Annotated in this window: 12 protein-coding genes and 1 pseudogene; 5 read left to right on the forward strand and 8 right to left on the reverse strand. The window is 61.3% G+C overall.

Features of this window, described 5'->3' with window-relative positions; all coding sequences use genetic code 11:
* Nucleotides 1–76: 76 nt before the first annotated feature.
* Complete coding sequence (locus HWY30_RS31400; RefSeq protein WP_090812492.1) at nucleotides 77–1,462, forward strand: MFS transporter; 1,386 nt, start codon at nucleotides 77–79, stop codon at nucleotides 1,460–1,462.
* Between the two features lie 223 nt (nucleotides 1,463–1,685).
* Here HWY30_RS31400 and HWY30_RS31405 read toward each other — a convergent pair.
* Nucleotides 1,686–2,083, reverse strand: a pseudogene (locus HWY30_RS31405) (transposase); the annotation flags it as partial.
* 402 nt (nucleotides 2,084–2,485) lie between these two features.
* On the opposite strand from HWY30_RS31405, the gene HWY30_RS31410 reads away from it, so the two are divergent.
* Nucleotides 2,486–3,346 (forward strand): IS5 family transposase, encoded by an 861-nt coding sequence (locus tag HWY30_RS31410; protein WP_090812218.1) that lies wholly within the window; start codon nucleotides 2,486–2,488, stop codon nucleotides 3,344–3,346.
* Between the two features lie 234 nt (nucleotides 3,347–3,580).
* Entirely contained in the window at nucleotides 3,581–4,303 is a 723-nt protein-coding gene (locus HWY30_RS31415; RefSeq protein WP_090812396.1) for an IclR family transcriptional regulator, read from the forward strand.
* Nucleotides 4,304–4,621: 318 nt separating this feature from the next.
* On the opposite strand, the gene HWY30_RS31420 is transcribed toward HWY30_RS31415, so the two are convergent.
* The gene (locus tag HWY30_RS31420) at nucleotides 4,622–5,098 is read right to left on the reverse strand and encodes a bacteriohemerythrin (RefSeq protein ID WP_090812397.1); all 477 of its coding nucleotides are present in this window, start codon (nucleotides 5,096–5,098) and stop codon (nucleotides 4,622–4,624) included.
* Between the two features lie 90 nt (nucleotides 5,099–5,188).
* Nucleotides 5,189–5,425 (reverse strand): hypothetical protein, encoded by a 237-nt coding sequence (locus tag HWY30_RS41125; RefSeq protein ID WP_143037346.1) that lies wholly within the window; start codon nucleotides 5,423–5,425, stop codon nucleotides 5,189–5,191.
* A gap of 218 nt (nucleotides 5,426–5,643) precedes the next feature.
* Between HWY30_RS41125 and HWY30_RS31425 the strand changes: the two genes are divergently transcribed.
* Together HWY30_RS31425 and HWY30_RS31430 are read left to right on the forward strand one after the other, a co-directional pair.
* The gene (locus tag HWY30_RS31425; protein WP_090812398.1) at nucleotides 5,644–6,975 is read left to right on the forward strand and encodes a Rieske 2Fe-2S domain-containing protein; all 1,332 of its coding nucleotides are present in this window, start codon (nucleotides 5,644–5,646) and stop codon (nucleotides 6,973–6,975) included.
* 16 nt (nucleotides 6,976–6,991) lie between these two features.
* On the forward strand, nucleotides 6,992–8,167 hold the full coding sequence (locus HWY30_RS31430; protein WP_090812399.1) for a Gfo/Idh/MocA family protein: 1,176 nt from the start codon (nucleotides 6,992–6,994) through the stop codon (nucleotides 8,165–8,167).
* Nucleotides 8,168–8,289: 122 nt separating this feature from the next.
* On the opposite strand, the gene nadC is transcribed toward HWY30_RS31430, so the two are convergent.
* From nadC to HWY30_RS31455, 5 genes are all read right to left on the reverse strand, one after another.
* Entirely contained in the window at nucleotides 8,290–9,135 is an 846-nt protein-coding gene (gene nadC / locus HWY30_RS31435) for a carboxylating nicotinate-nucleotide diphosphorylase (protein WP_090812400.1), read from the reverse strand.
* 142 nt (nucleotides 9,136–9,277) lie between these two features.
* Nucleotides 9,278–9,874 carry a MarR family winged helix-turn-helix transcriptional regulator gene (locus HWY30_RS31440; RefSeq protein WP_090812401.1) on the reverse strand — a complete coding sequence of 199 codons (597 nt, stop codon included), beginning with the start codon at nucleotides 9,872–9,874 and terminating at the stop codon, nucleotides 9,278–9,280.
* Between the two features lie 89 nt (nucleotides 9,875–9,963).
* Nucleotides 9,964–11,034: a porin gene (locus HWY30_RS31445; RefSeq protein WP_090812402.1), complete on the reverse strand. Its 1,071-nt coding sequence runs from the start codon at nucleotides 11,032–11,034 to the stop codon at nucleotides 9,964–9,966.
* A 109-nt stretch (nucleotides 11,035–11,143) separates the two neighbouring features.
* Nucleotides 11,144–12,136, reverse strand: a complete 993-nt coding sequence (locus HWY30_RS31450; protein WP_090812403.1) for an ABC transporter substrate-binding protein — start codon at nucleotides 12,134–12,136, stop codon at nucleotides 11,144–11,146.
* 34 nt (nucleotides 12,137–12,170) lie between these two features.
* Nucleotides 12,171–12,873 (reverse strand): MFS transporter (locus tag HWY30_RS31455; RefSeq protein ID WP_176078976.1); only part of this gene is annotated, 703 nt, incomplete at its 5' end.

Genomic DNA, 12,873 nt, shown 5'->3' on the forward strand with positions numbered 1-12,873 from the left:
ATCGTAACGTGCCGGCGGACCCGCGCCGCCGACACGCAGCAGTTCAAAACATAGATTCCCAGAGAAGGGAGGAGACATGAACACATCGCCCGTTTCATCCGGCAACGCGCCGGTTATCAGCCGCTCGGCCGTCAACCGTGTGCTGGTCGCTTCGGTGGTCGGGACCGCCATCGAGTGGTACGACTTTTTTCTCTATGCCACCGCTTCGGCGCTGGTCTTCGCCAGGCTGTTCTTCCCCTCGTTCGATCCGGTGGTCGGCACCATTGCGGCGTTCGGGAGTTTTGCGGTCGGCTATCTCGCACGGCCTTTCGGCGCGGTGTTTTTCGGGCACTTTGGCGACCGCATCGGACGCAAGGCGACGCTCGTCGCGACGCTGACGATCATGGGCGTCGGCACCTTCGTGATCGGGCTGCTGCCGACTTACGCCTCGATCGGCGTCTGGGCGCCGATCCTGCTGGTGGCGATGCGCTTTCTGCAAGGGCTTGGCGTGGGCGGCGAATGGGGCGGCGCGGTGCTGATGGTGGTAGAAACGGCGCCGGCCAGCAAGCGTGGCTTCTTCGGCGCGTTCCCGCAATTGGGCGTGCCGCTCGGGCTGATGCTCTCGACCGCGGTGTTCAAAGCCGTGTCGAGTCTGCCGTCGGACGCGTTCTATACCTGGGGATGGCGCCTGCCGTTCCTGCTGAGCGTCGCGCTGATCGCGATCGGCCTGTTTATCCGGCTGCGCGTCATGGAATCGCCGGTATTCGAACAGATCAAGGCGAGCAAGCAGGTCGTCAAGGCGCCGCTGATCGAATTGCTGCGCCGGCATCCGAAAGACCTCGTGCTGACGATCGGCACGCGCTTCGCGGTCGACATCACCTTCAACGTGATCAATGTGTTCGTGCTGGTCTATGGCACGACGCGGCTCGGCCTGCCGCGCGGACTCCTGCTGAACGCCATCATTCTCGGCTGCGCCTTCGCGCTGATCACGCTGCCATTGTTCGGCAAACTGTCGGATCTGATCGGACGCCGGACGGTCTTCATGTTCGGGGCGGTGTTCGTGGCGATCTACGGATTCGCGTTCTTTCCGTTGCTCGAGACACGCAATCCGACCTTGATTCTCGTGGCGTACGTCTGCGGTATCGCGTTAAGCCAGGCGTCCGTGTACGGCGTGCAATCGACGTGGTTTGCGGAGCTGTTCGGTACGCGGGTGCGCTATACGGGTGCGTCGCTGCCGTATCAGATCGCCGGCATCATCACGTCAGGGCCGACGCCATTGATCGCCACTTATCTGTTCGCCACGTATGGCCAGACGCTGCCCATTTCGATCTATATCGCGGCGACGGGGTTGCTGAGCCTGGTGTGCGCGTTTTTCCTCGCCGAGACTTTCAAGCGGGATCTGTCCGCGGAGCCGGAAGATGAAGCGGCCACCGCGCTGGGTGCGCATGCGTGCGCGCATTCGCCGCGTCCTTTGTCGCGCTGAGCGCTGGTGTTCTCCATCGCATTGCTCCGTCGTTACGATGGCTACACCTTCGCACCGCGCGTACGTGCGTTCAAGACGGGATGCGCTGACGGATACGAACTGTACGACGATGGCTCGGATGACCGCAATGAGACCGGGCGGATCAGCTGCAACCCGCGCTGATAAAGGGTTGGCGGGCTAACCGTATCAAACGGTTTTGTCGCGTTAAGACGGGAGAGGTAGTATTCGAGCCTGACAAATATGCTTTGGCTGGCCGATGAAGAAGACCCAAACACCGCGAACGATCCGTGGGGTTCGGGCCAGTTTTTCGCCCGCCCCAACGGCTCGCACCGACGATGAATCCACGGCTGCTCGTGAGAAATCGAGCTCGCCGACCTCGCGTAACTTCGCCAGCAGTAGCTCGTGCAATCGCTTCCACACGCCGGCCTTCTGCCAGTCGCGCAAACGCCTCCAGCAGGTCGAACCCGAACCAAATCCCAACTTGGTCGACAGGTCGCACCAGCGTATCCCAGTCTTGAACACGAACAGGATGCCGTTCAGTGCAGCTCGGCTCGAAACCGAGCGGCGGCCTGGATATTTCTTGCGTCGCGGTTTCAGCGGCAGCAGCAAAGGTTCGATCAGTGCCGCATCAAGGAGCTCGAACGCGACCTGCGGCGCAAGGAGAAGGCGCTGGCTGAGACAGTAGCGCTGCTGGTACTGTCAAAAAAAAAGTCGTGGCGAGTGTGCTATGAAAGCTGTTTGATCGATGAGGGTGGGCCCCTCGATGCCGTCTTTCAGGAGAAGGCATCAAACCACTTCAAGCTGCTGCGTTTAAGAGACGTGGTGGTGAGCGTTGAAGAAAAGGCGCAGCGAATGCGTCAGGTGTGGGATAACGAGACGAGCGGAAGCGAACCGTCGATGAGATGTCGATCAACTGGTTGCCGGTTTTCGACGGCCGTGGAATTTGTCTGCAAGCCGCGCCAGGACTGGATTTCAGGTCAGAGTAGCCAGATCGGCTAAAGTCCAGATTTCTGGACGCAGCGAATGACCCGAAGCCCATACTGGCAAGAGATTCCAACAAGATTGCGCCTGGAGCAGTTCGAGCAATTTGTCTGGCCGCATCTGAGCCTGGGCCGTCGCGGACCTCCCCCCACGCTGGCCTTGCACAAGATCTTCAACTACATCCTGCAGGCACTGTACATGGGTTGCCAATGGAAGATGCTGCCGATCGACAGGAATGCAGAAGGTCACCCTGAAATTCACTATACGCGCATCTACCGCACGTTTCGTCGCTGGCAGGCCGATGGTTGCATCGATGCCATCTTTTCGGGCTCGGTGCAGCAACTTCATCAGGACCAGCTGCTTGACCTTTCGGTCATCCACGGCGACGGCACCACGACGGCGGCGAAGAAAGGCGGCGACAATCTCGGGTATAGCGGGCACAAGCATCTGAAGGGCGACAAGGTGGTGGCCTTGTGCGATCGCAACTGCAACGTCATTGCTCCATTCATCAGCGCTCCCGGCAACCGCAACGAATCACCGCTGTTGCGCGACGCGCTGCCCAGCCTTACCGCCATGGCCCGCGCCATTGGCGCGGACCTGCACGGTTCAATCGTCAGCCTGGATGGCATTTACGACTGCAGGGCCAACCGCAAGGCGATCTTCAATCGTGGCATGACCCCGAACATCCCCGAGAATCCGCGCGGACGCAAAATACCGAAGCGGGGCCGCAAGCAGCGCTACGATCCGGCCATCTTCGAGGAGCGCTTCAGGACCATTGAACGGGTCTTCGCCTGGGAGGACAAGTTCCGCCGTCTGCTGCTGCGCTTTGAACGCATCAGTGACGTTCACTACGCGTTCAAGACGCTTGCCTATACGATGATTAACCTGCGCCACTACTGCTGAACCAGCGCGGGGCTCGCACTTCACTGACTGCGGCACGCGCCGTGATTGCTCACGCCTGTTGCATTCGCATTCCTGATCATAATGCAAACTCCGATATCGAGATACCAGTCGCTTTTCACAACGATGTTCCTGGCTTCGCACGATTACCAACGGTCATCGTAGTTCTTCCGTTCGCAATGGACGGAAACGCGCAACCAATTGAGGAAAACTTTTTATTGGCGTGGAGGGATATTCATGCGACTGCTCCAGTCCCTGACTCTTGGCCTCGAAGCACTGACGTATCTGCGGACTCATCGCGGCCCCGTCCGGCTAACGGAACTCGCGAGCGAACTCGAAATGGACAAATCCATGGCCGCCCATCTTCTGAAGACGCTGGTTGCTGCCGGCTATGCGGCGCAGGATTCCAACCGGCGCTATCTGCCCTCGAACGGCAGTCAGCCGGGCAAGCCGGTACAACGCACGCTCGAGGAAGTCGTGGCGATCAAGGAAGCATGGCGCCCGGCGCTGGAGAGGCTCGCCGCCGCCTCCACCGGGGAATGCACGCATCTGTCGGTGCTGGTCGGCTCGCGCGTCTGGTATATCGACAAGGTGGACTCGACCCTGCCGCTGAAGGTCGATCATCCGATTGGCGCCCTGTCGCCGCTGCACTGCACGGCGCTCGGTAAAGCTTTCCTGGCCTTCGGCCATGCCGAAACGCCGGCCGAACTGGCCACCTATACATCGCGCACCCTGACTTCAGAGCTGGCCCTCGCGCAGGAGTTGGAACAGACGCGCCAGCGGGGCTATGCCATCGATGACGAGGAATTCACCGATGGCATCCGCTGCGTGGCTCGCCCGATCTACGACGCGCAAGACGAGATGATCGCCGCCATGGGCATCTCCTGCCCGAGCGTGCGCGTCGACGCCGCCCGCCTCGCCGAACTCGGTCACATCGTGCTGCGCGAGTCGGGGAGCTGAACGGCACCGATATCGTCCGCTGCGATTCCAGTAGTGATGCCGGAAAGCGACGATGTGTTGACGGGAGCCGCTGCGCAGGAAAACTCTGAGCGCGCAGAGCATAGACGCATAGAGAGCCGAAGGACTGCAGAACGGCCGCTCACTCACGCATATGACTCGCGACGGGCGCCCGATCGACGTGCATCAAATTAGCCGCTTAACAATTTTGGTGAGAATTCCACGAATCGCGGGCGTTCCTCTATGAGGTGCCGCGAGTGGTGAGTTTTGGCAGGGCCTTTTATATTTGTCTCAAGATCTCAAACGTCAAAATATCAAAGCTCAAATCGTCCGTCTTAAGACAACAGGCTTTCCACCCATCGTCTGCTTCGTCATCCATGCGGCAAGCGCCGAATCCAGGTAGTCGGCGTGTCCTGGAAACCAGTTGTACAGATGCATGCCGATGTCATGCACCAGCGCGCAACCGGCCTGCCCTGCTTCGACCGCCGCTTTAACGTCTCGGACTGACTTCAGCACGGCTTCGTGCTCGTCGATGTGGCAGTCGCGCGGGGGAAAGTTTGTCGTGCGCATCCATTCGTCTTCCTGCTCGAAATGGCTGACGGCGTGTTTTTCGAATTCCTCGATCGCGGCAAGGGCGCTCGCGTCGGTGCAGGTCACGAGCCGTAGTGCGACTTCGTAGAATTCCTTATGCACGTCATCCATCGGCGTGAAGCCGAGTAGCCGTGCGTCTGACCAAACGAGGCTGTTGTCACTTTCCCGCACAGGGGCTTCGACATCTTTCAATACAGAGTCTGTCATGTTCGATTAATCCTGCTTTATCAAGAGCTATATCATAGCCGCGAAATATAGAACGCCGCGAATTTCCCAGCATTCCACCGTCACCGCAGCTTAAATCCTTAAGCCTTTCGAGCCTAGCCGGGTAGAACAATTCGGCCGGCATTCGGGCACGCCGATGCGCTTGCCCTTCCAGTCTTCAGGCTTGTCGATACCGCGATCTGCAGCACCCGATCGCCGCTTGCCATTGCGCGCCCCTTTCGCGCCGGTGTAGTCACCCAAACAATTGCGCTTCGTTTCCGGTTTCAACGGATTTACCCCCAGCATGCTTCCCGGGATCGATGACGACAACGTAGCCGTCCCCACCGAAGCGCAGCCAGCGCCGCACAAATCAGATCCATCGGCGATGAATCCCACCTATTTATATTAGGGATCGAATATTTCCGCGGCACGTCTGACCATCCGTACTTTCCCGGACGCCCCCAAAGGTTCTTGCCACTTTCACTAGATATCTAATATAGTCGAGCAACACCTGTTGATGAAGGCGACCTTTCGCCGGGAGACATTACATGCTGACCCACCAAGAAAATGAATTGCTGTGCCGCGTCGAAGGCGATACCCCGATGGGCCAACTGATGCGCCGGCACTGGACACCGGTTTGCCTCATCGAAGAAGTCAGCGAGCCGGATGGCGCACCTGTCAAAGCGCGCGTATTTGGCGAGGACCTCGTCGTATTCCGGGACTCGGAAGGCAGCGTTGGTGTGCTGGACGAGTACTGCCCGCACCGTCGCGCATCGCTCGTATACGGTCGCAATGAAGACTCCGGCCTGCGCTGCCTGTATCACGGCTGGAAGTTCGACGTCTCGGGCAACGTGCTTGAAATGGTGTCCGAGCCGGCAGCGAGCTGCATGACCGACAAGGTCAAGCACAAGGCCTACCAGGTGCAGCAATGGGGCGGCATGGTCTGGGCGTATATGGGCCCGCAAGACGCCATTCCCGAATTCGTGCCGCCGGCCTGGGCGCCGACTGCCGACACCCGCGTGAGCATCGCCAAGGCGCTGCTGCCGTGCAACTGGGCGCAAATCCTTGAAGGCGCGATCGACTCCGCGCACAGCTCCAGCCTGCATTCGTCCGACTTCGTGCCGGCACGCGTCGGCGGCGCCGAAGCGACCGGGAAGAACTGGTTGCGCCCGTCGACCGACAAGGCCCCGCGCCTGCAGGTCGAGCGCACTGACTACGGCTTCCGTTACGCCGCGCTGCGCCGCCCGATCTTCAACGCCAACACGCACGACTACGTACGCTCCACGGTGTTCGTGGCGCCGGGAACGGTACTGATTCCGCCGAACAATCTGTACAACGTTGCAAACATCAACGTGCCGATGGACGACACGAACACGGCGTTCTACTTCATCGCCTGGGGCGATCCGGAGACGACGCCGGAAACCGAAACGTGGCGCAAGTTCCTGCGTCAGCAGGTCGGTGTTGATCTGGACCAGTACTATCGTCCGCTGCGCAATCACGACAACCGCTTCTGGCAGGACCGTCAGGCGATGAAGGCCGGCAATTTCACTGGCATTTCGGGCTTCCCGAACCAGGACATCGCCATGTGGGTCACGATGGGTCCGATTGCGAACCGTTCGGACGAGCGCCTCGGCGCAAGCGATCTCGCCATCGTCGAATTCCGTCGTCGCATGATCGATGCGATCGCAGAATTCGAGAAGGATGGCGAAGCAATTGGCACCGGAGCAAAGGCGATTTCCCGGGAAGTCTGCTCGTACCAGGCTGTCGTGCCGAAGGAAATCGACTGGCGCACGTATGCCGCGCGTTACGTCAGCAAGAAGAATCCGGAACCGGCCGATCAGCCGTCCGCGCTCGCAACCGACTATCAGGTCAAGCAATAACGGGAGGCGCACGGCCATGGAGCAGCGCCGTTTGCGCATCGGGGTAGCAGGATTGGGAAGGGCATTCTCGCTGATGCTGCCGACCTTCCTGCGCGACCCCAGAGTCCAGCTCGTCGCTGCGTGCGATCCGCGTGACGAAGCGCGGCGGCAGTTCGCCGCCGACTTCGCTGCGCCCACGTATGCGGACGTGGCGGAGTTGGCGGATGACCCCAACGTCGAAATCATCTACGTTGCGAGTCCGCACCAGTTCCACGCACAGCACACTGAAATTGCCGCGGCAAAAGCCAAACACGTGCTGGTCGAAAAGCCGATGGCGCTCGCCGCCGCGGACTGCGATCGCATGATCGATGCATGCCGCGCAGCGAACGTGCATCTGATCGTCGGCCATTGCCACAGTTTCGACACGCCATACCTGCGTACGCGCGAATTGATCAGTCGCGGCGATTTCGGCGCGGTGAAAATGATCCAGGCCGTGAACTACACCGACTACCTGTACCGCCCGCGCCGGCCCGAAGAGCTGGCCACGGCTGAAGGTGGCGGCGCCGTCTTCAGCCAGGCGGCTCACCAGGTTGACATCGTGCGAATGCTCGCCGGCTCGCGCGCGACGCGGCTGCGCGCGAGTGTAGGACGGTGGGATCCGTCACGCCCGACCGAAGGTGCTTATTCCGCGCTGATCTGGTTCGAGAACGGCGCTTATGCCTCGCTCTCGTACAACGGCTATGGCCACTTCAATACCGAAGAGTGGAGCGGCTGGATCGGCGAAATGGGCGATCGCACGAGTCCTGACACATACGGCAGCGCCCGCCACCGTCTGGAGACACTCGCGTCCTCGGGCGACGAGGCCAGGCTCAAGGCGGCCGGCACCTACGGCGGATCGGCATACAAGCCGCCAACGGCCGCCGCGGACGAGCCGCCGCGCTTTCATCAGCATTTCGGTCCGGTCATCGTTTCGTGCGAACGCGCGGATCTGCGCCCGTTGCCCGATTCGATCGTCGTCTATGGCGACGAGCAGCGCCAAACGCTGTCGCTGCCAGCACCCGCCGTGCCGCGCGCCGAAGTCATCGACGAGTTGTATGGCGCGGTCGTCGACGGACGCTCACCCCTTCACGATGGCGAATGGGCGAAGGGCACGCTGGAAATCTGTATCGCGATTCTGAAGTCGAGCGAAACGGGCGCAGATGTAACGCTTTGATAGTTCGAGGCAAGCGCAAAAGCCCTCATTGCCCTCGTTTAACTGAGCCATGTACAGTTAAAACGAGGGATTTTTTTATCAGCGCTTCCTCCTACGAGGCACACACATGCACCCCGATCTCGTTACCCGGCGAACGCCACGAAGCGCAGCGAAAAATCAATCGCCCTGACGTTCTTCGTCAGCTTACCTAACGAGATACGGTCCACGCCGGTCTCGGCAATGGTGCGCAGCGTCTGCTCGGTCACACCACCCGAGACTTCCAGCTCGGCGCGCCCTGCGGTGAAACGCACAGCCTCGCGCATCATCTCGATCGAGAAATTGTCGAGCAGAATCGCCGCGCCGCCGCCAGCCAACGCTTCCTTTAACTCATCGAGCGTCTCCACCTCGACCTGCACGGTCACACCCGCACCCAATGCTTGAGTGGCGCGAAGCGTCGACGCAATGCCGCCGCCGCCCGCGATGTGGTTTTCCTTGATCAGAATGCCGTCGCAGAGCCCCCGACGATGGTTTTCGCCGCCGCCAACACGAACTGCGTATTTTTGCGCGAGGCGCAATCCCGAAAGCGTTTTTCGCGTGTCGAGAATCCGCGCAGCCGTGCCTTCGACGACCCGCGTCATCATGCTTGTTTCGGTGGCCACGCCAGAAAGCAACTGAATGAAGTTGAGCGCGGTGCGCTCGGCGGTGAGCATACCGCGCGCCGGGCCAGCGATCCGGCAGACGGCCTGCTTTTCGTGCATCCGTTCGCCTTCGCCGACAAACCAGTCAATCGTGATGCGCGGGTCGACGTGCTGGAGTGTTTCGTCGAACCACGGTCTGCCGCACAACAGGGCGGCTTCGCGCACGGTCAAAACGGCTTCAGCTGAAGCGTCGGGGTCGATCAGTAGCGACGTCCAGTCGGCCTCGCCGACATCTTCCGCGAGCGCATCGCGGACGTTGCGCGTCATCGCCGCGCGGGTCATTCCATCCATTCCAGATCCGTATTTTTTGAGCGAAAGAGCAGCATGCCGTAGCCTGCCGTCCTGCCGGTCGTTGACTTGGCGCGTCCGCCAATATTATTAGATCTATAATGAATATGCTACTCGGGAACGACCTGAAACGCTGAGCTGCGCCTCAATCCTGATCGATTTCTTCCCCGCGTGCCGCGATCAGATTGCCCACTTCCCGCGTCGACGGGATTCGCAGCGCCGGGTTATCCGACTCGGATTCGTCGCGTGCCATGTTCTCGATGATCGTCAGCAGAACCTTCCGCGCGACGTTGATCTCGGTGGTTTTCAGGCCCCTGACGCTAATTTCGTTGACTTCTTCCGCGAGCGGGACGAGCTTGTTTTTCAGGCTCCGGCCGCGCGGCGTGAGGTAGACGTGCGTGTTCTTGCGATTGCCGGGCTCATAGCGGCGCTCGACATACCCGAGTTTTTCCATTGCCGACACCGCACTGAACGTGGTGGGCGTGGTGGTGCCGGTCTCGTCGCTGAGCTCCTTCTGCGTAAGGCCATCGGTGACCCATAGCACACGCAGATAAGCCCAGTGGCCGAACGAGACTTCATGCTGCGCCAGGCGCATTTGCAGACCGCGAATCATCGCGCGGCCCGCATCCTTCACCAGGTGAGCAAGACGATCATCCGGAACCGCCTCGCGCCAGTGCCGCAGAATGGGGTCCTCGCTCGCGACCCCGCCCTTGCCCTTGCCCGAAGTACGTGCTGCTGCCATGCCTTCCTCGCTGTTATTGTGACCGCACCGGTGATAATCATAGCGCTTTAGCCCGCGCGAGAGACACTGGAGCGCATAGCCAAAGCCGCTCAGAAGGTGTGGCGAATGCCCACGGTCACGCCTGCCTGGTCCATGCCTGGTGCAATGTCCACGCCCGTGCCGCGAATACCGACATTGGAAAATGAACGATTGGAGACATACGCCCCTTCCGCATACACGTCGGTGCGCCTGGACAGCGAGTAGTCGACGAGCAATACCCCCATCGTCGGGCCACCGTGCGGATTGCGAAACTGCGTGTGATAGACGCTGGCGGAAACGGAAAGCGGCGCATTCACCCTCCAGGTCACGCCGCCCCAATAGAGCAGCGAGCTCGGCGGCACATTCGTATTGCGCGTGTTCAGCCAGCGCAGGCCCGCCAGCGTCGTGACCGGCCCGAAGTCGTACGACACGCCGAGCAGCGCGCGCTGCTGCGCATTGCTCTGTGTCGCGATCGAGGTGCCCTGCAACTGGTCGTACGTCAACCCGATGCTGAACGGCCCGCGATCATACAGGAGCGCCGCGCTCATTTCGCGGCCCACCTTCGTTGCGCCGGGCACGCTCCCACCGTTCGGAATCGTCGCGTCGAACCCGGTGCTGTACAGTGCCGCGAACGTGACGCCGCCGAGGTGCACGCCATAGCGCACCGAATTGTCCGCGCGATTCACGAACTGGCTGTCCATGCTTTGCGCCGAATAGCTGGGGTTGAACGTCAGCGCGTCGTACTTGTACATCAGTTCGTAGAGCAGGTTCTGTTGGCGTCCGAGCGTGAGCGTGCCGTACGGCGTTGAGACGCCAACGAATGCCTTGCGGCCGAACAGCCGTCCGCTCTGGCCTAGTGCGCCGGTGTTCACGTTGAACCCGCCCTCCAGCGTAAACACGGCTTTGTAGCCGCCGCCAAGGTCCTCTGATCCCTTGAGCCCCCAGCGCGATCCGGCGAGATTGCCCGACTGTTCCCGGATCACCGCGCCCGTCTGAGTGCCTTGGGGCACCCGGTTGACGTACTCGACGCCCGCATCAACGATGCCATAGAGCGTGACCGAACTCTGCGCATGGGCCGCCGTGCAGGCGAGCGTCAGCAACCCGCCGCAGGCGAGCGGGAATGTGTGTCTCTTCATGTTCATCTGTATTCTGGATTACTGAGTATATTGGATGTATTGTCCGCTTCCGCGCATCCGTCGCGCACCCAGCGCCTGCCGGATGCGCGACGGCTCGAACAACCGCCGCGAGAGGTCAGATCTTGAATCGCTCCAGGCTGGCCGGGTGGAACAGTTCGGCAGGCTGCAGGCGACGGCTCGACAATCCCTCAGCGTGGTGCTGCGCGAGGAAGCGGTCGATCACATGCTCGTTGTTCGCGAATCCGTACGACCAGAAGTCGTGCCCCATCAGACGCCGTGCATTGCGCAACTGGTCCTCGACGAACGGCAGCGTCACCTTGGTCGCCGAGGTGTCGCTCAAACGGGCCAGCGCCACTTCCTTCGATTGCTCGAACGCCTTCGCGATCGCGCCGGGCAGCCACGGGTGCTGATCCGCGAGCGTCTTGCGAATGCCCAGCGTGTGCATGATCGGGAAGAGCTGCCTGTGCTCGTACCATTCAGCGGCGCTTTTCTGCGGATCATCGAAAAGGTACTTGACCTTCGGATGCCCACGGTCGAAGCACGACGGCGCGCGCGGTCCGATCACGCCGTCGATCTCGCCGTCGGCCAGCAGGTTCGAGATCGTCTGCCCTTCGGGTGCGCTTTCCAGCACGACGCCTTCAGGCAGCTTGAGCGCAATCTTCTCCACGCGCGTCGGATCCTCGTAGCCGCCCCGCACCCAGCGGATATCCGACGCCTTCACGCCATATTCCTCTTCGAGAAAGAGCCGCACCCATACGTTGGCCGTGAGCTGGTATTCCGGCACGCCGATGCGTTTGCCTTTCAGGTCCTCGGGCCGGTCGATCCCTCGGTCGGAACGCACGTAGACCGAGCTGTGTCGGAACGCGCGCGACGGAAAGACCGGCACCGCGACGTAGGGCGACGTGCCCGCGGCCGTCTTCACCGAATAGCTGCTGAGCGAAAGCTCGCAAATGTCGTAATCGGCGTGCCGGAACGCACGAAAGAAGATTTCCTCCGGGTCCTGCAGCATGAACACCGGATCGACACCGTCGATCTGGACGTCGCCGTCGATCAGCGGCCGCATCCGGTCGTAGTTGCCCACCGCGATGGAAAGTTGAAGCTTGCTCATTCCTGCTCCTGTCTGACTGTCAAAATGCTGGCCGTCACGCGCCGGATTGCTGTGCCTGCCGCTCCCGCGGCACGCCCAAGAAGACGGCGATGCCGCCGATGAAAACGAGCGCCGCCACCAGCAGGATGCCGGCCGAAAAGCTGCCGGTCACGCTCTTCACCCAGCCGAGGACGATTGGTGCGAAGAAAGCGCCCACCTGACCGAGACTGCTGATCACGCCAATGCCGCCGGCGGCCGCCGCGCCCTTCAGGTAGTTCGGCGGAATGGTCCAGATAATGGCTGCGGCCGCGAAATAGCTCACCGAAACGAGACTCAGGCACGCGATGGCGGCAACCGAGTTGTGCGTCAGCACCGTCAGGAGCACCGCGCCCGTGGCGCCCGCTGTCGTCGACAGCACGAAGTGCCAGCGGCGCTCGAGCCGCAGGTCGGAGCTGCGTGCGATCAGCAGCATGGCAACCGCGCCGACGATATAAGGCAGCGCCGACAGGAAGCCGATCTGCAACAGGTCGGAAACGCCCGCCTGTTTGATGATCGTGGGCGTCCAGTAGTTGAGGATGGTTCCGCAAATGGGCACCGTGGCCCAGCCCGCGGCAATCACGTACACGCGCGGGTCGCGCAGCGCCGCGAGGAGCGTGTTCGGCGAGTTATGCGGCTTGCTGCGACCTTCCTCGTCGAGCGCGCCGATGACAATTCGTTTTTGATCCTCGGTCAGCCACCTCGCATCTTGCGGCCGGTCG

This window comes from Paraburkholderia tuberum STM678, assembly GCF_902833905.1.
GTDB lineage: Bacteria > Pseudomonadota > Gammaproteobacteria > Burkholderiales > Burkholderiaceae > Paraburkholderia > Paraburkholderia tuberum.

Excerpts from the sequence above, each read along its gene's own strand:
- HWY30_RS31400 (WP_090812492.1), top strand. The coding sequence starts at position 77 with ATGAACACATCGCCCGTTTCATCCGGCAACGCGCCGGTTATCAGCCGC.
- HWY30_RS31410 (WP_090812218.1), top strand. The coding sequence starts at position 2,486 with ATGACCCGAAGCCCATACTGGCAAGAGATTCCAACAAGATTGCGCCTG.
- HWY30_RS31415 (WP_090812396.1), top strand. The coding sequence starts at position 3,581 with ATGCGACTGCTCCAGTCCCTGACTCTTGGCCTCGAAGCACTGACGTAT.
- HWY30_RS31420 (WP_090812397.1), bottom strand. The coding sequence starts at position 5,098 with ATGACAGACTCTGTATTGAAAGATGTCGAAGCCCCTGTGCGGGAAAGT.
- HWY30_RS31425 (WP_090812398.1), top strand. The coding sequence starts at position 5,644 with ATGCTGACCCACCAAGAAAATGAATTGCTGTGCCGCGTCGAAGGCGAT.
- HWY30_RS31430 (WP_090812399.1), top strand. The coding sequence starts at position 6,992 with ATGGAGCAGCGCCGTTTGCGCATCGGGGTAGCAGGATTGGGAAGGGCA.
- nadC (WP_090812400.1), bottom strand. The coding sequence starts at position 9,135 with ATGGATGGAATGACCCGCGCGGCGATGACGCGCAACGTCCGCGATGCG.
- HWY30_RS31440 (WP_090812401.1), bottom strand. The coding sequence starts at position 9,874 with ATGGCAGCAGCACGTACTTCGGGCAAGGGCAAGGGCGGGGTCGCGAGC.
- HWY30_RS31445 (WP_090812402.1), bottom strand. The coding sequence starts at position 11,034 with ATGAACATGAAGAGACACACATTCCCGCTCGCCTGCGGCGGGTTGCTG.
- HWY30_RS31450 (WP_090812403.1), bottom strand. The coding sequence starts at position 12,136 with ATGAGCAAGCTTCAACTTTCCATCGCGGTGGGCAACTACGACCGGATG.